Origin of the sequence: Mesorhizobium sp. M0293 (assembly GCF_040321735.1) — a bacterium.
In the GTDB taxonomy this organism is placed as follows: domain Bacteria; phylum Pseudomonadota; class Alphaproteobacteria; order Rhizobiales; family Rhizobiaceae; genus Mesorhizobium.
The window spans coordinates 145,789-164,225 of the sequence record NZ_JAMYSA010000001.1; the positions used below are offsets into that span (position 1 = coordinate 145,789).

General features: G+C 60.7%; 18 protein-coding genes. 14 read left to right on the top strand and 4 right to left on the bottom strand.

Annotation, left to right across the window (positions count from 1 at the left end; genetic code table 11):
* Positions 1-64: 64 nt before the first annotated feature.
* The 8 genes from NKJ06_RS00760 (at position 65) to NKJ06_RS00795 (ending at position 10,007) form a co-directional block, all read left to right on the top strand.
* Positions 65-2,473: a phosphoketolase family protein gene (locus tag NKJ06_RS00760; RefSeq protein ID WP_352808556.1), complete on the top strand. Its 2,409-nt coding sequence runs from the start codon at positions 65-67 to the stop codon at positions 2,471-2,473.
* Positions 2,470-3,657 (top strand): acetate/propionate family kinase, encoded by a 1,188-nt coding sequence (locus NKJ06_RS00765; protein WP_352808558.1) that lies wholly within the window; start codon positions 2,470-2,472, stop codon positions 3,655-3,657. Before NKJ06_RS00760 ends, NKJ06_RS00765 begins: the two co-directional genes overlap by 4 nt.
* A gap of 229 nt (positions 3,658-3,886) precedes the next feature.
* Complete coding sequence (locus NKJ06_RS00770) at positions 3,887-4,891, top strand: L,D-transpeptidase family protein (RefSeq protein WP_352808560.1); 1,005 nt, start codon at positions 3,887-3,889, stop codon at positions 4,889-4,891.
* A 113-nt stretch (positions 4,892-5,004) separates the two neighbouring features.
* Positions 5,005-6,177 carry a type III polyketide synthase gene (locus tag NKJ06_RS00775; RefSeq protein WP_352808562.1) on the top strand — a complete coding sequence of 391 codons (1,173 nt, stop codon included), beginning with the start codon at positions 5,005-5,007 and terminating at the stop codon, positions 6,175-6,177.
* Positions 6,174-6,896 (top strand): methyltransferase domain-containing protein, encoded by a 723-nt coding sequence (locus NKJ06_RS00780; RefSeq protein ID WP_352808564.1) that lies wholly within the window; start codon positions 6,174-6,176, stop codon positions 6,894-6,896. The genes NKJ06_RS00775 and NKJ06_RS00780 overlap by 4 nt, the downstream gene beginning before the upstream one ends.
* A 2-nt stretch (positions 6,897-6,898) precedes the next feature.
* The gene (locus NKJ06_RS00785) at positions 6,899-8,149 is read left to right on the top strand and encodes an NAD(P)/FAD-dependent oxidoreductase (protein WP_352808566.1); all 1,251 of its coding nucleotides are present in this window, start codon (positions 6,899-6,901) and stop codon (positions 8,147-8,149) included.
* Positions 8,150-8,320: 171 nt separating this feature from the next.
* Positions 8,321-8,785: a DUF2231 domain-containing protein gene (locus NKJ06_RS00790; protein ID WP_192259672.1), complete on the top strand. Its 465-nt coding sequence runs from the start codon at positions 8,321-8,323 to the stop codon at positions 8,783-8,785.
* Between the two features lie 334 nt (positions 8,786-9,119).
* Positions 9,120-10,007 carry an isocitrate lyase/PEP mutase family protein gene (locus tag NKJ06_RS00795; protein ID WP_352808568.1) on the top strand — a complete coding sequence of 296 codons (888 nt, stop codon included), beginning with the start codon at positions 9,120-9,122 and terminating at the stop codon, positions 10,005-10,007.
* Between the two features lie 26 nt (positions 10,008-10,033).
* On the opposite strand, the gene NKJ06_RS00800 is transcribed toward NKJ06_RS00795, so the two are convergent.
* Both NKJ06_RS00800 and NKJ06_RS00805 read right to left on the bottom strand, forming a co-directional pair.
* Entirely contained in the window at positions 10,034-10,255 is a 222-nt protein-coding gene (locus tag NKJ06_RS00800; RefSeq protein ID WP_352808570.1) for a KTSC domain-containing protein, read from the bottom strand.
* A gap of 156 nt (positions 10,256-10,411) precedes the next feature.
* Entirely contained in the window at positions 10,412-11,410 is a 999-nt protein-coding gene (locus NKJ06_RS00805; protein ID WP_352808619.1) for an ATP-dependent DNA ligase, read from the bottom strand.
* Between the two features lie 283 nt (positions 11,411-11,693).
* On the opposite strand from NKJ06_RS00805, the gene NKJ06_RS00810 reads away from it, so the two are divergent.
* Both NKJ06_RS00810 and NKJ06_RS00815 read left to right on the top strand, forming a co-directional pair.
* The gene (locus NKJ06_RS00810; RefSeq protein WP_352627200.1) at positions 11,694-12,293 is read left to right on the top strand and encodes an alpha-ketoglutarate-dependent dioxygenase AlkB; all 600 of its coding nucleotides are present in this window, start codon (positions 11,694-11,696) and stop codon (positions 12,291-12,293) included.
* Between the two features lie 227 nt (positions 12,294-12,520).
* Positions 12,521-12,973 carry a hypothetical protein gene (locus tag NKJ06_RS00815; RefSeq protein WP_352808572.1) on the top strand — a complete coding sequence of 151 codons (453 nt, stop codon included), beginning with the start codon at positions 12,521-12,523 and terminating at the stop codon, positions 12,971-12,973.
* Between the two features lie 16 nt (positions 12,974-12,989).
* Here the strand turns inward: NKJ06_RS00815 and NKJ06_RS00820 are convergent, their stop codons facing one another.
* Entirely contained in the window at positions 12,990-13,838 is an 849-nt protein-coding gene (locus NKJ06_RS00820) for an alpha/beta fold hydrolase (RefSeq protein ID WP_352808574.1), read from the bottom strand.
* Positions 13,839-14,229: 391 nt separating this feature from the next.
* Here NKJ06_RS00820 and NKJ06_RS00825 point away from each other — a divergent pair, with 391 nt between their 5' ends.
* From NKJ06_RS00825 to ku, 4 genes are all read left to right on the top strand, one after another.
* Positions 14,230-14,847 carry a flavodoxin family protein gene (locus NKJ06_RS00825; protein WP_352808576.1) on the top strand — a complete coding sequence of 206 codons (618 nt, stop codon included), beginning with the start codon at positions 14,230-14,232 and terminating at the stop codon, positions 14,845-14,847.
* A 154-nt stretch (positions 14,848-15,001) separates the two neighbouring features.
* Positions 15,002-15,166, top strand: a complete 165-nt coding sequence (locus NKJ06_RS00830) for a DUF3309 family protein (RefSeq protein WP_352627205.1) — start codon at positions 15,002-15,004, stop codon at positions 15,164-15,166.
* 116 nt (positions 15,167-15,282) lie between these two features.
* Positions 15,283-16,545 carry an Nramp family divalent metal transporter gene (locus NKJ06_RS00835; protein ID WP_352808578.1) on the top strand — a complete coding sequence of 421 codons (1,263 nt, stop codon included), beginning with the start codon at positions 15,283-15,285 and terminating at the stop codon, positions 16,543-16,545.
* Positions 16,546-16,742: 197 nt separating this feature from the next.
* A complete protein-coding gene (ku, locus tag NKJ06_RS00840) occupies positions 16,743-17,576 on the top strand; it encodes a non-homologous end joining protein Ku (RefSeq protein ID WP_352808621.1) in 834 nt (277 codons plus the stop codon).
* Positions 17,577-17,711: 135 nt separating this feature from the next.
* On the opposite strand, the gene NKJ06_RS00845 is transcribed toward ku, so the two are convergent.
* A complete protein-coding gene (locus NKJ06_RS00845) occupies positions 17,712-18,431 on the bottom strand; it encodes a DUF1236 domain-containing protein (RefSeq protein WP_352808623.1) in 720 nt (239 codons plus the stop codon).
* Between the last annotated feature and the right edge of the window lie 6 nt (positions 18,432-18,437).

The window sequence follows — 18,437 nt, forward strand, 5'->3', positions numbered from 1 at the left end:
CGAAGTCGCTCCAGTTATCTCCAGCGAGCCGATGCTGGGGGAAACCGATGCTGGAGACTGGGCGATGAACGACAAGGCCGCCACGACGCAGGTGATCAGCCTCGAACGGATCGATCTCATGAACCGCTACTGGAGCGCCGCGAATTACATCTCGGTTGGCCAGATCTATCTGCTCGACAATCCGCTGCTGCGCGAACCCTTGAAAGCCGAGCACGTCAAGCCGCGGCTGCTCGGCCATTGGGGTACGACGCCGGGCCTCAATTTCCTCTACCTGCATCTGAACCGGATTATCCGCGAGCGTGATCTCGATGTGCTGTTTGTCTGCGGTCCTGGGCATGGCGGTCCGGCAATGGTCGCCAATACCTGGCTCGAGGGCACCTATGGCGAGATCTACCCAGATATCGGCCATGGCGAAGACGGCCTGAGAAAACTGTTCCGGCAATTTTCCTTTCCAGGCGGGGTGCCAAGTCATGTGGCGCCCGAAACGCCCGGCTCCATTCATGAGGGCGGCGAACTCGGATATGCCCTGGTCCATGCTTTCGGCGCGGCGTTCGACAATCCGGATCTGGTGGTTGCCTGCGTGGTTGGCGACGGCGAGGCCGAAACCGGTCCGCTCGCGGCGGCATGGCATTCCAACAAATTCCTGAACCCAGCCTTGGACGGCGCGGTGCTGCCAATCCTTCATCTCAACGGCTACAAGATCGCCAACCCGACGATCCTCGGCCGCATGGATGACCAGGAGTTGCGCAACCTCTTCACCGGCTACGGCTACGAACCGTTCTTTGTCGAAGGCCATGAGCCGGTTGCCATGCACCAGGCGATGGCCAAAACGCTCGACAAGGTGCTCGATCAGATCCGTTCCATTCAGGAACAGGCGCGAGGTCCGGGATGGCGTGGCGAACGTCCGCGTTGGCCGATGATCGTCCTGCGCAGCCCCAAGGGCTGGACTGGACCGAAAGAGGTCGATGGCGAAAAAGTCGAGGGTTTCTGGCGCTCGCACCAAGTGCCGGTATCGAACGCCCGCGGCAATGACGAGCACCGCAAGATCCTCGAAACCTGGATGCGAAGCTACGAACCGGAGAAACTGTTCGATAAAGCTGGACATCTGCTGCCGGAACTCGCGGCACTTGCCCCAACTGGAACAAGGCGCATGGGCGCAACTCCGTATGCGAATGGCGGGTTGTTGAAGCGCGACCTGGCGCTGCCGGACTGGAAAAGCCTGGCGCTCGAAGTGCCTCGGCCCGGAGGCGTCATTGCCGAAGCGACACGGATTTGTGGCGGCTATCTTCGCGAGGTCTTTCGCCTTAACGCCAAAGCGCGGAATTTCCGGCTGATGGGACCGGACGAGACGTCTTCCAATCGCCTAGACGATGTGTTCGAGGTCACGGATCGGATCTGGATGGAACGTATCGAGCCCTACGACGTCCATCTTTCCCGCGACGGCCGTGTCATGGAAGTGCTGAGCGAGCATCTCTGCCAGGGTTGGCTGGAAGGCTATCTGCTTACCGGCCGCCACGGTCTGTTCTCATGCTACGAGGCGTTCATTCACATCGTCGACTCTATGGTCAACCAGCATGCGAAATGGTTGAAAACCTCCGGCGAGCTTGCCTGGCGCAAGCCGATCGCCTCGCTCAATTACCTGCTGACCTCTCATGTCTGGCGCCAGGATCACAATGGCTTCAGTCATCAGGACCCGGGCTTTGCCGACTTTGTCGCCAACAAGAAGGCCGACACGGTCAGGCTCTATTTCCCGCCGGATGCCAACACGCTGCTGTGGATCACCGACCATTGCCTGAGAACCTACAACCGCATCAACGTCATCACCGCCGGCAAGCAGCCGACACCGCAATGGCTGTCTATCGAGGACGCTGAGGCGCACTGCAAGGCCGGCGCGGGCATCTGGGAATGGGCCGGCACGGTTTCAAAAGGCGAGGAGCCGGATGTCGTGCTGGCTTGTGCCGGCGACGTTCCGACGCTGGAAACGCTGGCTGCGACGGACATTCTTCGCTCTGCAATCCCCGATCTGAAAATCCGCGTCGTCAACGTCGTCGACCTGATGACATTGCAGTCGAACACCGAACACCCGCATGGGCTCACCGACCAGGCTTTCGATGCGCTGTTCACGAAGACAAGGCCGGTGATCTTCGCCTATCACGGCTATCCCTATCTCATCCATCGCTTGACCTACCGTCGTGCCAATCATGACAACATGCATGTGCACGGCTTTCGTGAGGAGGGCACCACGACGACGCCGTTCGACATGGTGGTGCTCAACGAACTCGATCGCTACCATCTCGCACTTGCCGCGATCGCACGCGTGCCGGGCCTGGCCGAAAGGGCGGAAGGCCTCGCCGGCGAACTTCACGATCGACTGGCCAAGCACAAGGCCTATGTCCGCGAGCACGGCGAAGACATGCCCGAGATCCGGAAATGGAGTTGGCCGGCTGCGAACGGGGCAAAGGCCGGTCGATGAGTCAGTCGATCCTGGCGTTGAATGCCGGCTCGTCCAGCGTCAAGTTCGCGCTATACGATCTTGGCTCGCCGAATGGCCAGCAGCTCGTTTCGCGCGGCACTCTGGATCTGGGCGACACGCCCAGACTCACAGCAAAAGCGGCCGATGGAACAGTGCAGTGTGATAGGCAGTTCACTGCGGACGATCCGCATGGCGCGGGTATCGGCGAAATACTGAGTTTGGTGCAGCGCGAACTTGGTGGAAGAAAACTGATCTGCACCGGCCACCGTATCGTGCATGGGGGAAACGAGTTCAGCAAACCTGTCCGACTGACGCCCACTACCATTGAGGCCCTGGACAGGCTGACCGCACTCGCGCCTTTGCATCAGCCTCGCAGTCTCGCGCCAGTTCGCGCGATAGCTGCATTGCAACCGGATCTGCCACAGATCGGATGTTTCGATACCGCATTCCACCAGACGATCGATCCGCTCGTGCGGCGCTTTGCCCTGCCGCAAAAATATGAACGGGAGGGACTGCGACGCTACGGATTTCATGGCCTCTCCTACGAATATATTGCTGAGCGGCTGAGCGAGATATCGCCCGCGCTCGCGGCAAAACGGACAATCGTCGCTCATCTCGGCAACGGGGCAAGCCTTTGCGCTCTGCGCGAGGGCAAAAGCGTCGATACGACGATGGGCTTTTCGGCACTGGATGGACTTGTCATGGGCACGCGTTGCGGCGCCATCGATCCCGGCGTGCTGTTGTACTTCCTGCTGGAAAGAGGCATGGCGGCGGACGAGCTGCAGACGATGCTCTACGAGAAATCCGGACTGCTCGGGGTGTCCGGCATTTCGGGCGACATGCGCACGCTGGAGGCAAGCAGCGACCCTCGCGCCCGCGAGGCGATCGAGGTTTTCGCCTTCCGCGCCGCGAGGGAAGCAGCAGCGCTCGCAAACACCATGGATGGTCTCGAATGCCTCGTGTTCACCGCCGGTATCGGCGAACGGTCATCGTCCATCCGCAAGAAGATCTGCGAAAAATTGACGTGGCTCGGCCTGGCGCTCGACGAGCCGGCCAATGACGCCCACGCCGAAATCGTCAGTCGTCCGGACAGCAAGGTGGAAGTGCGTGTGATTGCGACAGACGAGGAAAGCGTCATCGCGCACCATAGCCGCGCGGTAATGCAGGCCGGGTCCGCAACTTAAGGCCAGCGAGCCGGCTTCTGCTCACCTTGGGACTATCCCTGCCGTGCTTTCGCACGAGGTCCTTGGCTGGCCGTGAGAAGGCTGCCAACACCCGCGGGCGCCTTAAGCGTCGCCCCTTTCGGCGATCATGGATGTGTCAGCAAAGGGAACCAGATAGGGCGTGCCGCGTCATAGAAGCAGAGTTCTGTTGCAGTCCAGATTTCTGTTTGCAGTGCAGGGAGTGACATTGATGATCAGGCTCCTTCTTGTCGTCGTGGCGGCGCTCGTCCTCGCATGCGGAGGGACGGAGGCGGCCAAGCTGGACTCAATCACTGTCAATCAGGCCCAATTCGCTGCCGGCGAGCCAAAGGGCATCGATCCGACAGTCCTGAAGGCGCAGATTCTCCTGGATCGCGCCCGTTTCTCGCCGGGCCTGATCGACGGCCGTCTGTCAGAGAATTTCGCTAAGGCGGTTAGCGCCTTTCAGACCGCGAACGGATTCCGGGCCGACGGCAAGCTCACCCGGGAGACCTGGGACAAGCTCGTGGCAAATTCCGCCGGCCCGGTCCTGGTACCCTATGAGGTAACGCCCAAGGATGTACGCGGACCCTTCACCAAGCGTATTCCGGCTCGCATGGAGAAGATGGCCCACCTGCGGCGGCTCGGCTATCACAACGCGGTGGAGAAGCTGGCGGAGCGCTTCCATATCAGCGAACAATTGCTCAGAGAACTCAATCCGGGCATCGGCTTCAGGAAGCCCGGCACGATGTTGGTGGTCCCAGATGTTGGCCGGGGCGATCCTCCTGTCGCCGTTGCCGGTATCGAGATCGACAAGGGCGACCGTTCGGTGCGCGTGCTCGATGCTTCCGGCAAATGGCTCGCAGTCTACCCCGCCTCGATCGGCAGCGACGAAAAGCCGGCGCCGAGCGGCACGGCGGAAGTCAAACGCGTGGTGCACAACCCCACCTATCATTACGATCCGGACTTCGCCTTCAAGGGAGTGAAGACCAAGCGGCCCTTCACCATCGCGGCGGGCCCCAACAATCCCGTGGGATCGGTCTGGATCGACCTCTCAGTCGAAAGCTACGGCATTCACGGCACGCCCGAACCCGGCAAGATCGGCAAGACCTTCTCGCATGGCTGTATCCGCCTGACCAACTGGGATGCCGAAGACCTCGCTGCCATGGTGCAGCAGGGCACGAAAGTTAACTTCAAGGACGAGATGGCGGACGCTGGCGATACGCGGCCGCAGTAGCGTTCGCCAGCCGCGACACCGACATGGAAGCGCGCGGTTCCCGATTGCGGGACCAATATGGTGTCCGTTGGCAGTGCGGCCGCCCGGGACGAAACTGGCTTCATGAAGCGTTCATGGAACAGGCAACGCTCAAACCAGGCGCCTTAACGCTGGCGCCATTCAGCAAAGATCACTCGGGCATCCGCGCCATGCAGCGCGCGGCGCCCTGGGAGACGGAAATGCCCGCTAACGCCTATATCAACCGGATTGCGACAGCGGTACCTGAACACGAGGTTCACCGGTTCTATCTGCGGTTCGCGGCCTCCATGCTCGCCGCCAATCACCGCAGGATATTTGAACGCATGGCCGGCCTCGCCGGCATCGAGAACCGCTATTCCTGCTTTCCACCTGCTCTCGACCCCGAAGGGCCGTCCGCCGACCTCAGCGGAACCTTCACTCGCGGCGCGTTTCCAGGAACAGCCGCGAGAATGGCGATGTTTGGCGAAGCCGCTCCAGTGCTGGCGCAAAAGGCCGTCGACGGGCTGCATCTTGGCGACGAGACGTCGCGCATCACCCATCTCATCGTCACCACCTGCACCGGATTTTCCGCGCCCGGCATCGACTTGGATCTGGTCAAACGCTGCGGCCTGCCGGACGGCATCGAACGCACGATGATCGGGTTCATGGGCTGCTACGCAGCGATCAACGGCCTCAAGCTTGCCCGCCATATCGTCAGGTCAGATCCACGGGCCAGGGTCTTGCTGGTCAATATCGAACTCTGCACCTTGCATCTCAGGGAAAGCCCCGAACTGGAAAAGCTGCTGTCCTTCTGCCTCTGGGGCGATGGCTGCGCGGCAACTCTTGTCACCGCCGAGCCGCCCGGCATTGAACTCGACAGCTTTCATTGCATGGTCGCGGATGAGCGGCGCGACCTGATGAGATGGGATATTCGCGACCACGGCTTCGACATGGTTCTCTCCGGCCAGGTGCCGACGGCGATCCAAGACGTGTTGCGAAGCAACCAGGACGCCTTTCTCGGCGACCGGCCACCGGACGCGATCGACCTCTGGGCCGTGCACCCCGGCGGACGCTCGGTCCTCGATGCCGTCGAGAGGGCGCTGAAACTTGCGCCCGCCACGCTCACGCCATCGCGCGAGGTGCTGCGCCGATACGGCAACATGTCGTCGGCGACGGTCATGTTCGTGATGGAAGAAATGCTGAAGGCTCCATCCGGACTGCTCGGCTGCGGTATGTCGTTCGGACCCGGACTAACGGCCGAAACCATGCTTTTTCGAACCGTGTCATGAACGCGCTCAGTCACCGCAGCCTCGTCCCGGAAATCCTTGACGGGCTTGCGGCCGACGATCCGCGGGCGCTCGCCTCGCGCCGCGACCTCCGATGGATCAACGCGTTGATGTTTCAGGCGCCGATCATGGCGTCTTTGCTCAGGAAATTCCTGCCAAGACCGCCGCACCGCATATTGGAGATCGGCGCCGGCGACGGCACCTTCATGCTCAAGCTCGGAAGGCGATTGGCACGGCACTGGCCCGAGGTAGAGCTGACCTTGCTCGACCGCGTCGGCCTTGCCAGTACCGGAATCCTCGCCGAATTCAACAGGCTGGGATGGAGCACCGAAGTCATCACCGCTGACGTCTTCGACTGGGCGGAAGGGACCGGGGGCGAGCGGTTCGACGCGATCACCGTCAATCTGTTCCTGCATCATTTCGATGACACCGAACTCGTGCGTCTGTTTTCACTGCTGGCGTCGAAAGCCCCGCTGCTCCTGGCGACGGAACCGCTGAGGGCAAGGTTCGCGCTGGCCGCGACCCGTCTCCTCCCGGCGATCGGCGCCAACGACGTCACGCGACATGACGCGGCTCAGAGCGTGCGCGCTGGCTTTCGTGGCAAAGAACTTTCCGACCTCTGGCTTGCGGCCGGCGGCAGGCCACTTGAGGAGCGGCGTGCGGGTCCCTTCTCGCACGTCTTCGTTGGCGCCGGTGCCAATGCCAGTGCGCGATCGAGATGATCATGAGACGACCATCCACCCACGATGCGATTGTCATCGGGGCCGGCCCGGCAGGCACTTCGCTGGCGTTGCTGCTGGCCCGGCGCGGGTGGACCGTGGCGGTCGTGGAAAAGAGAATGTTCCCGCGTCGCAAGGTGTGTGGCGAATACATCTCGGCAAGCAATCTAGCGCTTCTCGACCGGCTGGAGGTCGGCAACGCCTGGCGCGCCAATGCCGGCCCCGAAATCCGCCGCGTCGGCTTCTTTTCCGGCGCGACTTGCATCGAGGCGCCGATGCCGGGTGCAAAATATGGGCCTCCTGTAGAAGACGCCTTTGGCCGGGCGTTGGGCCGGGACATGCTGGACCATCTGCTGCTGCAAGCGGCGCGATCGGCAGGCGCGGAAATCTTCCAGCCTTGCCGCGCTGTCGCCATTGATCAGGATGGCGACATGCAAGCGGTGCGAATTCAGGCAAAAGACGAGAATTCCGGGGACGAAACGACAGTCTTGCGGGCTCCGGTAGTCGTCGCCGCGCATGGTTCCTGGGAACCGGGACCGCTGCCAAGCCAGCTCGAAAAGGCCAACCACGCGTCGGACCTGCTCGGCTTCAAGGCGCACTTCACCGGGTCGTCACTCGCGCCTGATCTGATGCCTCTGCTGATATTTCCCGGCGGCTATGGCGGCATGGTCTTGGCCGATCATGGCCGGCTGTCGATCTCATGCTGCCTAAGGCGTGACATGCTCGCGCGGCTGCGCAGGCCCCTTGGCTCCGAACCTGATGACCCTAGCCAGGATGGCCATCCGTCGGCCGCCGACGCGGTCTTTCGCCATCTCATGGCCTCTTGCCGAGGTGTGAGCGATGCTCTTGAGGGGGCTCGCCTCGACGGTCCGTGGCTTGCAGCCGGCCCGATCCGGCCGGGCATCCGCGCCTGCTATGAAAAGGATATCTTCCGCGTCGGTAATGCCGCCGGGGAGTCTCATCCAATCATCGCCGAAGGCATCTCGATGGCACTTCAGTCCAGCTGGCTGCTGGCCGCCGAACTCGCCGGCGCGTCAAGCGGCCGGGCGGGCCGCGAAGCTGCCGGCAGACGCTACCAGGCGGCCTGGAGAGGCCTGTTTTCGACGCGTGTCCACGCGGCCGCAGCCATCGCCCGATTGGCCCTTGGGCCCGGTGGCGCTGCATCAATGGGCGCGGCTGTCCGGAGTTTCCCGCAGGCGCTGACACTGGGCGCGCATATAAGCGGCAAGACGAGGGCGATCCCCGGTCTTGGATGATCGGCGCTGCGGCTTCCGTTCGCAGCATTGTCCGAGCAAGGTTATGGAACATTCCATCGGAACCAGCGTTTTACCAAGGTTTTGAGGCTATTTGCCTCCAATGGCACAGCGGGGTTTGACCGCAATCCGACGTGGACGCGAACACGCGCCACATTTGTTGGAGGCATCACGATGACCCACAACCCGCACAGCACAGCCAGCGTCGCCGGCCATCCAATTCATCCCATGTTGATTCCATTCCCTATCGCTTTTTTTGTTGCTACCTTCGTTTGCGACTTGATCTTCTGGCGAACAGGCAATCCGGGATGGGTCACCGGTTCACTGTGGCTTCTCGGAGCGGGCCTGATAATGGCGGCCCTGGCCGCTCTTGCCGGCTTGACCGACGTTCTGGGCGATGTTCAGATTCGCAATCTCACAACGGCATGGCTTCATGCAGGGGGAAATATACTCGTCGTCCTGATCGAACTTTACAACTGGTACTCCCGATACGAACATGGGGAGGCGGCTGTGGTTCCCACCGGCCTGATCCTCTCGCTGATAGTGGTTCTCATCCTGCTGTTTACAGGCTGGAAGGGATGGGAAATGGTCTATCGGCATCGCGTGGGTGTCGCTGACGGTTCGGACGAATTGCGCTGAACCGGCGCGACTTGCAACCGGGATATCGTTGCAAGTGCCAGCCGGCGTCTCGACGCCCATGATCGTGATCTCAAAACAGATGCAAACCACCGGCCGGATCGGTACCCGCGAGCGCTTCCGGTAAATCCGCAAGATCTTCCGCTGAGGTGAATCGCCGCCCTTTGCCTCCCTCGGCACGTGCGAGCCTCACGAAATCGGCGCTTTGACCGTGTCAGCTTCGGCGTTGTCACAATGTCGGGCCAAACACTCTCTCGAAAGCGCCTGGAACCTCGATCTATCGCTCGCGTTTCCGACGGGAGGTTCGAAAATGGTCCGGCGTCTATCCTGGAGATCGATGATTGATCATAACGCGCCGCTGGTGTTGCCGTCGGCGGGCGACGCGCTGACGGCCCGGTTGATCGAGCGCGCCGGATTCCCGGCCTATCAGATCGGCGGGTTCGCCATGGTCGCGGCCATGCACGCGGTGCCCGACATCGATCTCGAACAGTTTGGCGAAAAGCATGCCAGGGCACGTGAGATCGTCGAGGCTTCCGACCTGCCGGTGCTGATCGACGGCGACGACGGCTATGGCGACGTCAAGAACGTGACGCGCACCGTCAGGAGCTACGAGGCGATCGGTGCCTCGGCTCTGTTCGTCGAGGACCAGAAGCCACCCAAACGCTGCGGCCACACGGCTGGCAAGGAGGTCGTTGCGCCGGAATTCATGGAGCAAAAGATTCGCGCCGCCGTCGCGGCACGCACCGACCCGGATTTCTTCCTGCTCGCCCGCACCGATGCGCGGCAGCCGCACGGGCTGCGCGATGCGATCGAGCGCGGCAAGCGCTATCTCGACGCCGGCGCCGACGGTGTCTACGTCGAGGGGCCGACCAGCGTGGAGGAGCTGACCCAGGTCGGCGAGGCGTTCAGAAATGTTCCACTAGCCACGAGCATTCTGGAGCGCGGCGGCAAGACGCCCTGGCAATCGCCTGCCGAGTTGCATGAAATGGGCTACGACATGATCCTTTATCCGACGACGCTTTTGTTCCGTGCTGTCCATGCCCTGCAGCAGGCGCTCGACGATTTGCGGCAAGGCAAGCCGCTGGTGCCGGAAGCAAGCGTCGACCTCGCGGGCTTCGAGGACATCGTGCGCATGTCTGAATGGGCCGGGATCGAGAACCGTTTCATGGGTCAATCTCACGACGGCATGATAAAGAAGATCAAGCAGAAGCTGTCAGGACAGTGACCCCGCACGGCCCGTGATTAAGCACTTCATTTCCCGACGGCCTGCCGTTCCCCAAAGCGGTGATATTTGTGGCGATCACGAATGAATTCATTGAAGAAACGGCCTTTGGATGAGGCCTTTCTGAAAGCGGCGTAGGTTGCTGGGGCCACGTCCTCATAGTCATAGCGGATACCGCTCGGCACGAACCAGACGGAGAGGATCCTGGTCGCGGGGTCGTAGTTCGTGTCGCGGATCACAGTCGACGGCATGTCGGCACCCGATGTCACTCGGACAAAACCCGCTGGGGATTGTCCGGTTCCACTCCTGCCACGCCTCACCACTACCGCTATCTGTCACGCGGATTGCTGAATATGGGCAGACATGTGCCGGGTACCGAAATCGTGAAAGAGCGAACGCAGGAGAGGCTATTTGATCTGCTCGAACGTACATTGCCGTGGTGCCTTGTCCGGGCGCCAGCGCAGCAGCTTGGTGCCATGGCGGAACCGGTCGCTGGTAACGTGATCGAAGCGAACCTCAACCACCAGTTCGGGTCTCAGCGGTTCCCACTCTCCGCTGCGCTCGGTACTCCAACGGCTCGGCCCACCGGGCGCCTTGCCGGTGAACCCAGGCTCAGCCCGCATCCCCTCCAGCCTTCTCGTGAGCGCTGCCCTGTCATTGTTGCCGATGGTCGAGGTGAAGCCGACATGGTCGAGCTTGCCGTCATCATTGTAGAGACCGAGGAGCAGCGAGCCGACGTCACGACTGCCAGCGAGGTAGCGGAAACCACCGACGACGCAATCGGCGCTACGCAGCCGCTTTACCTTTACCATTGCACGTTGGCCGGGCAGATAATGACCCTCGAGCAATTTGGCGACGATGCCGTCGGTCGACCCATGTCCGGCTCCCCTTAGCCACTGTGCTGCGGTGGCGTTGTCATGCGTGCACTTCGACAGACGAAGATCCGGATTGTCCGAGGAGGTCACGAAATCCTCGATCGCCCGCCTCCTCTCGGCAAGTGGTCTGTCCGTGATGATCCGACCGCCGGGTTCGGCAAGCACGTCGAAGAGGATCAGCTTGGCGGGCGTTTCCAAGCTCAGCCTACGGATTCTGCTCTGCGCAGGGTGAAGACGCATCTGTAACGCTTCGAAGGAGAGCGTGCCATCGACCTCGATGACGATCTCGCCGTCGATGACGAAATGCCCACTCTTGAGGTCGCGTACCGCCGCGATGATCTCAGGAAAATAGCGGCCGAGCGGCTTTCCGGACTTGGCGCGCAAGTCCACGGCATTGCCATTCTTGAATACCAGGCAGCGAAATCCATCCCATTTGGGTTCGTACTGCCAGGGCCCATTTTTTTCGGGGATCGCGTCGGCAATCTTCGCCTCCATTGGACGGATGTCGAGCGGCAGTGGAAAGATGTTCATTGATCTCTGGTCCCGAGGACGCGATGCCAAAACCTCAACCGTCTTGCGGCCGCTCCGTTCCGTTGGATAACGCAGGTGACGGAGCTCGGAGTGCCGCCTGTTGAAGCACACGGAGTTTTCCGATTGCCGCCGGGAATGCCGGCATTGTCATGGCGAGATTTCAGACGATCAGAAATTCGCTCAAGCTGGATGAGCGAGGCCCGACCGTTCTGGAAGATTTCGACAACGCCGTTGGAAACAATCTGGAGGTTGCCGGATAGGTTCGCTTCACCATCTAAGGACCATGCCGTCGCTCAAATCCAAGACTGCCGCTCCCGCGCGCCAAGCCGATCTCTTCGGTGCCACCGACGATCTGCCGGAGGGTTTCTTCTATCGGCCCGACTTGATCACACCGGAAGAAGAAACCGAACTCGCCCGGCACCTGGAAGGCCTGCCTTTTCAAGCGTTTGATTTTCATGGCCATCCGGCAAACCGACGCGTCGTCGGTTTTGGCTTGCGCTACGATTACGAGCGGCGTGAAGTCGTGGAGGCGCCCCCGATACCTGATTTTCTGTTGTCTCTGCGCAAGAAGGTCGCGGTCTTGGCTAGCCGGCCAGCCGAAGCTTTCGCGCAGGTGTTGATCAACGAGTACCAGTCTGGCGCTGGCATCGGCTGGCACCGCGACAAGCCTCATTTCGAAGACGTGGCGGGTGTTTCGCTGCTGGCGCCTTGCAGTTTCCGCCTCCGGCGAAAGAACGGCACCAGATGGGATCGAAAGACCATCCTCGTCGAGCCACGGTCGGCCTATCTCATGACCGGTCCCTCGCGCACGGAATGGGAGCACAGCATCCCGCCGCTTGCCGAGCACCGCTATTCGATCACCTTGCGGACATTGCGGGCTTAAGATCCCTGTGCCTCACGCTGGCCTTTCAGAATGCTGGGGCTTTGCGACGGGCTCTCACGATGAACGCCAGCTGTTCCTCTTCAACGCTGGTGCACAGCGCGACGTGACTTCCGCAACCCACTGCGTACTCACAGGCTTGCGGGTAAATCGGGCTTGGCTGCACAATTCAAACCACCTTTCCAACCATGTCGATTGCCCTAGCTGTTCTCCTCGAGAGGAGACCGGATATGCCGATCTATGGTCTGAGAGTGATCAGCTTCATTTTCGTTGCATTGGCTTTCATCCCGGCCGGCGCGCATCTCTTCGCGATGTTCAACAAGATGAAGCTCGACGGGACGAGTTATCTGGCCGCGCAACGCGCCTATGATGGCTGGAGCCTGTTTGGCATCGTGGTGCTGGGGGCGTTGCTCTCGACGGCTGCTCTGGCAGTTTTGCTTTATCGATCAGGCGGATCGTTTGGTTTGATCGTGGTCGCCTTTCTCAGCATCGGCGCCACGCAGTTTGCCTTCTGGACGCTGACATATCCGATCAATCGGGCAACGCGGAATTGGACCATTCTGCCCGAAAACTGGGAGTTGCTCCGGCGCCAATGGGAATATTCGCATGCCATCGCGGCGGGTCTCAACGCCTTGGCGCTGCTGCTGGTTTTCATATCGGCGCTTCGCACCGCAGGGCGCTGAGCGGCATTTGCGTGTGCTATCTCGGCGCAAATTCCGCCACCGCCCTGACGAATGCCTCCGGTGCCTCGATAGGCAGAAACTCGCCGCAATTGGCGACCACATGGCCTCGCACGTTCTTCGCACCCGATAGCCTCAAACCTTCGAGATAGTCGTCGATCGATCCGAAGTCAGCGTCACCGCGGATGTAGAGAAGTGGAACCTCGATGCTTGCCCGAACGGCGTTGGCCTTGGCATCCGCTTCAAATGCGCGATACCAGTCAAAGCCGGCCTTGAGTGCCTCCGGCCTCGAATAGGCCGCAGTGAATATCTGCCGCATTTCATTCGTCACGGCACCATGACGGCCAGCGAGAAGATCGAAGAAGAAGTCGAAATACGCACGCTGATGGCCGGTCACCAATAATTCCGGCAACTCCGGCACCGCATGGAACGCAAAGTGCCAGATGGCCGGGTTTGCGATTACATCAGCCCATGGATGAAGGCCGGGGATGACCGTATTCATCGGCACCGCGCCAACGATGCGGTCACCGTAATAGCGCGCGGCGGCGAAGGCGATCATGCCGCCGACGTCGAAGCCGGCAACCACCATGGACCTGGCGCCAATCGCCTCGGCGGCTGAAATCACGATATCTGCCAGGACTTTCTTCTCCGCCGATGGCGGGGCACCTCGCGACCCGCCAATCTCCGGAAGGTCGAAAGCCAAAGTGAAGTATCGCTTGCCGAGTTCGTCGAGCACTCCATCGTAGATTTCTCTGGAATGGGGCCAGCCATGGAGAAGGATCAGGGCCGGCCGCGCCGGATCGCCGGCCACGGACACCGCCAACCGCACGCCGCTTACTTCTGGAGTCTGGACGAGCATTGTATCCATTCGCAAGAATTCCGGGGAAACGACGGTCGGTCGAATAGGTTGCCGATTGGGTCAGCCGCGTTGCTCGACGTCGCCGCCCGTTCCCAGCAGGCGTCATTGCTCAAAATCCCGCCGGCTCGGAGCCGGCGGGACCGTGACGAAGTGGGAGGGGAGCCACTTCTCGCCGCCCAGTGCGAAGCGGCTGCTCAAGAACCGATATGGTTGCTTTCTGGTTCCGCAAGGGATGGCAAAAACCTGGGAATTCTCGTGCCAGGTCGAGTGGCCCGTCCGCGGAACAAGCCTTTACCCTCAGCGTTAAATGCCAAGCAATCCCGCAACAAGTTGCATAAACGCGCCGCCGCGTGGGAGCTGCGGCGATTGCAGTTGGCTGGGATAATGCAGGAGATCTCACATGCCACTTACGGCCTTCGCCCTCAATTGCTCGCTCAAAGCTTCGAACGACAGAGAAAAATCCTCCACGGACCGGTTGCTTGCCGATGTCCTGGCGGCGCTGGTGCCGTACGGCGTCAAAGGCGAGATCGTGCGTTCGGTCGATCACGATATCAAGCCAGGTGTGCTTTCCGATATGGGCAAGGGCGATGATTGGCCGAAACTCAGGAAGAAGATACTGGCGGCCGACATCTTCGTGCTCGGGCTGCCAATCTGGCTCGGCCAGCCCTCGAGCGTGGCCAAGCGCGTTCTGGAGCGAATGGATGCATTTCTGGAGGAGACCGACGACAAAGGGCGCATGCCGGCGGCAGGAAAGGTGGCTTTGGTGGCCATCGTCGGCAACGAGGACGGGGCGCATCACTGCCACGCCGAATGTTTTCAAGCACTGAACGACGTTGGCTTCACCATTCCCGCCAATAGCGGGATCTATTGGGTTGGCGAAGCCATGGGTGATGTCAATTATGTCGACTTGCCGGGAACACCGGAGAAGGTCTCCGGCGCGATTGAAATGGCTGCGTCCAACACCGCCCATCTCGCTGGATTGTTGAAAGGCCAAGGCTATCCAGGCGTCGCGGGGTGACTTTGTTCAAGGCATGTTGAAACTGTCAAGAACCGACGTGTCAAAACCAGTGGACCTCGCCCGGGAACAGGAAGGCTTGTGGCGAGTTCATAGTCTTAGCAGGCGGGCGCCGCTGCGTTTCGCAACGGAGGTAAGCTGCAGACGGGAGAACGTCATGAGTCTCGGCACCATTCTCATCATCATTCTGATTCTTGCATTGCTTGGCGGCTTTAGTGGACTTGGCGGCGGGCCATTCTACGGCACCGGCTACTATGGTGGCGGCGGTCTTGGTCTGGTGCTGCTTATTATCATCATCTTGGTCGTGCTCGGGCGCATCTAGCGTCACCTGAGGCGAATGTCCGACCCGTCGCTTCTCAGGGGGCGGCGGGCCCTTTGTAATGCCCGGATTAAACGACAGCGAAGGAGCGAGCGCTGAACGCCGATGTTTCCGGTTGGGTGAGGGCACTCAAATCACGGTTTCTCACCGTCCTCGGGCCGGGCTTGATAACCGGAGCCTCCGACGATGATCCGAGCGGCATTGCCACCTATTCACAGGCTGGTGCGCAATTTGGCTACGGACTGACATGGACGATGCTATTCAGTTACCCACTGATGTCGGTGGTTCAGGAAATCAGCGCGCGCATTGGCCGGACCACTGGCCGGGGCATCGCCGGCAACATGCGGATCTACTATCCAAACTGGCTGCTGCAGGCGATTGTTTTTCTTCTTCTCATCGCCAATACCATCAACATCGGCGCCGACCTTGGTGCCATGGCCGATGCGCTGCGGCTTATCATTGGCGGCCCGCAATTGCTCTATGTCGCGCTTTTTGCGGGCATATCGGTGGTTCTTCAGATATTCTTGAAATACAGCCGCTACGTCTCGATCCTGAAATGGCTGACGGTCTCGCTGTTTGCCTATTTCGGTACGATCCTGTTCGTGCACGTGCCCTGGGCGGAAATCGCGCGCGGATTGTTCATCCCGACATTGTCGCCAGACCCGCAGTTCTGGACCACGGTCGTGGCCATTTTCGGAACGACCATCAGCCCCTATCTGTTCTTCTGGCAAGCCTCGCAGGAGGTTGAAGAAGAAAAAGCCAATCCCCGACGCAAGCCTCTGAAAAAGGCACCGCGGCAGTCAGCCCACGCCATTAAGCGCATTCGGCTGGATACTTATGTTGGGATGGCATTCTCGAATCTGGTGGCGCTTGCCATCATGATAACCGCAGGCGCCACACTGCATGCCGGGGGTGTCACCGACATAACATCCTCGAGCCAGGCGGCGGAAGCGCTGAAACCCGTCGCCGGCCAGTTCGCCTTCACAATCTTTGCCCTCGGCATCATCGGAACAGGGCTCCTGGCAATTCCGGTCCTTGCCGGGTCGGCCGGCTATGCGCTCGGCGAGGCGCGCAAATGGCCGATCGGGCTGGAGCGCGAACCGCTGAAGGCGAAAGCGTTCTACGCAACGATCGCGCTGGCGACGTTCCTTGGTGCGTGTCTCGATTTTACGCCTGTCAATCCGATCAAAGCGCTCTACTGGAGTGCGGTGGTCAACGGCGTGGTCGCGGTCCCGGTAATGGTGGTGACGATGCTGATGACGGCGCGACGCGACGTGATGGGGAATGCTGTTGTACCGACGGCTATGCGTCTGGTGGGCTGGGTAGCGACATGCATCATGACGCTGGCGGCGGCGGTCATGATTTTCCAATTGTTGTACTAGCAGGCGTCCATGTGCGGCAGGGCAACCGTGATGTGGCGGAACTCGTCGATGCTCGAGGCGCCGAGCCCCAAGTCGCTGTCGAAGTGAGGACGGTTCCGAAAAATCGTGGCTGGGTCGCCAGGCTTGTCCGCAATCAAACCAGGAACCATTCGCGGCACCACTCGTTCAGAATCCATCGGCAAGTTGTGAGGATTGCTATGGTTGCGCCGCGTGCTGCCTGGAAAGGCTTCCTGAAGGTCGGATCGGTTTCATGCGGGGTTAAGATCATCGGTGCCGTCACCGAGGCCGAAAGAATTCACTTCAAGATCCTGAACCGCAAGGACGGATTGCCGGTCAGGAGCGCTTATGTTGACGATGGAACAGGCGAAACGGTCGAAGCCGAAGACCAGCTGAAAGGCTATGAGACCGGAAAAGGCGACTTCGTTCGGATCGAGCCGGCTGAAATCAAGAAGCTCAAGCTGGTGTCGCAGCACACGCTCGAGGTTGGCGGCTTCGTGCCGATTGATGACATCGATGCCCGGTATCTCGAAAAACCCTACTACCTTGTTCCTGCCGATGCCGCATCCGCGGAAGCGTATGCTGTGATCCGGGATGCAATGGCACACAAGAAGGTGGCCGCCCGCTCCTGCGTGGTGCTGTACCAGCGCGGCAGGGAAGTGTTGATTCAGGCAGAAGGCAAAGGCATGCTTTTGACCGAGCTGCGCAATCACAACGAGATGATCTCGGCGCAGTCGGTATTCAAAGGCCTGAAGGACCGTAAGGTCGATCCGGAGATGCTGGAAATCGCCCAGCTTCTGATCGACAAGAAACCCGCCAAATTCGACCCGTCGAAATTCGAAGACACCTATGAAAACGCGCTCATCGCGATGATCGAGGCAAAGCGCGAGGGCAAGAAGCCGCCGAAGCCGGCGCCAAAACCCAAGACCAACGTCGTCAATCTCGCCGACATTTTGCGCAAAAGCCTGGCGCAGGAGGGTGGCAAGGCCACCACCAAGGCGAAGTCGATCGCGGCGAAGCGCAAGAGTGCATAGGGCTTTCACCCATCACGCTGCTGAGTCATCATGGTGAGGGCGTCCTTCGTGCCCGGGGCGATAGGAGAGAGATTCTCGCCAGCGCTCTCGGCCCACCCCGACATGGGCGGGGCGGACCGCCAGTGGCCGGAACTGTTAGGTCAAGATCAGCACGATCTTGAGCGTATCCGGATCGACGATGACGATCCGACCGTCGGCAAGCAGGAAATATTCATAAGTTTCGTAAGCCGGGACAATTCTGACGATGCGAGCCGGCAAACGATGCAGCCTGATTTTGTGCCGCGGAACTTCCACGCCTATGGAGATGTCGAAATCGACGCTGGCTACCGGCTCGATCTTCGTCTCCCTGATCACCTGGGTGATCTGGGTTTTCTGCTCAACCGTAACATTGTTGATCGAGCCGGTCGAAGTCGTATCCTGTGCAGGAGTTTTGCCCTGGGCCTGATCGGTCTGGACCTTGGCTTTGCCTTGCGCCTGCTCGTCCGTGGTGACGCCAGCCTTGCCCTGAGCCTGCTCGTCGGTCTGGACCTTGGCTTTGCCCTGCGCCTGCTGGTCCGTGTTGGCGCCGGCCTTGCCCTGGGCCTGCTCGTCGGTCTGGACCTTGGCTTTGCCCTGCGCCTGCTGATCCGTGGTGGCACCAGCCTTGCCCTGGGCTTGCTCGTCGGTCTGGACCTTGGCCTTAGCCTTCCCCTGCGCCTGCTCGCCCATCTTCGAACCGGTCTGGCAGTTATCCGTCCCGGAAGCACAATTGGTGTCAGCGCCTGATTGGCTTTCGGCTGGCTGTTGCGTCTGGGCCATCGCCGCCCCACAGCCGAGACCAATCGCCAGCATGCTGGTCATGAGAACATGTTTCATGAGAAA

Bases quoted from the DNA above. Each gene is read 5' to 3' on its own strand.
- NKJ06_RS00805 (WP_352808619.1), bottom strand. From the start codon at position 11,410: ATGAACATCTTTCCACTGCCGCTCGACATCCGTCCAATGGAGGCGAAG.
- NKJ06_RS00765 (WP_352808558.1), top strand. From the start codon at position 2,470: ATGAGTCAGTCGATCCTGGCGTTGAATGCCGGCTCGTCCAGCGTCAAG.
- NKJ06_RS00845 (WP_352808623.1), bottom strand. From the start codon at position 18,431: ATGAAACATGTTCTCATGACCAGCATGCTGGCGATTGGTCTCGGCTGT.
- ku (WP_352808621.1), top strand. From the start codon at position 16,743: ATGGTTGCGCCGCGTGCTGCCTGGAAAGGCTTCCTGAAGGTCGGATCG.
- NKJ06_RS00760 (WP_352808556.1), top strand. From the start codon at position 65: ATGAACGACAAGGCCGCCACGACGCAGGTGATCAGCCTCGAACGGATC.
- NKJ06_RS00800 (WP_352808570.1), bottom strand. From the start codon at position 10,255: ATGCCGTCGACTGTGATCCGCGACACGAACTACGACCCCGCGACCAGG.
- NKJ06_RS00830 (WP_352627205.1), top strand. From the start codon at position 15,002: ATGAGTCTCGGCACCATTCTCATCATCATTCTGATTCTTGCATTGCTT.
- NKJ06_RS00790 (WP_192259672.1), top strand. From the start codon at position 8,321: ATGACCCACAACCCGCACAGCACAGCCAGCGTCGCCGGCCATCCAATT.
- NKJ06_RS00795 (WP_352808568.1), top strand. From the start codon at position 9,120: ATGATTGATCATAACGCGCCGCTGGTGTTGCCGTCGGCGGGCGACGCG.
- NKJ06_RS00785 (WP_352808566.1), top strand. From the start codon at position 6,899: ATGAGACGACCATCCACCCACGATGCGATTGTCATCGGGGCCGGCCCG.
- NKJ06_RS00780 (WP_352808564.1), top strand. From the start codon at position 6,174: ATGAACGCGCTCAGTCACCGCAGCCTCGTCCCGGAAATCCTTGACGGG.
- NKJ06_RS00810 (WP_352627200.1), top strand. From the start codon at position 11,694: ATGCCGTCGCTCAAATCCAAGACTGCCGCTCCCGCGCGCCAAGCCGAT.
- NKJ06_RS00770 (WP_352808560.1), top strand. From the start codon at position 3,887: ATGATCAGGCTCCTTCTTGTCGTCGTGGCGGCGCTCGTCCTCGCATGC.
- NKJ06_RS00815 (WP_352808572.1), top strand. From the start codon at position 12,521: ATGCCGATCTATGGTCTGAGAGTGATCAGCTTCATTTTCGTTGCATTG.
- NKJ06_RS00825 (WP_352808576.1), top strand. From the start codon at position 14,230: ATGCCACTTACGGCCTTCGCCCTCAATTGCTCGCTCAAAGCTTCGAAC.
- NKJ06_RS00820 (WP_352808574.1), bottom strand. From the start codon at position 13,838: ATGGATACAATGCTCGTCCAGACTCCAGAAGTAAGCGGCGTGCGGTTG.
- NKJ06_RS00775 (WP_352808562.1), top strand. From the start codon at position 5,005: ATGGAACAGGCAACGCTCAAACCAGGCGCCTTAACGCTGGCGCCATTC.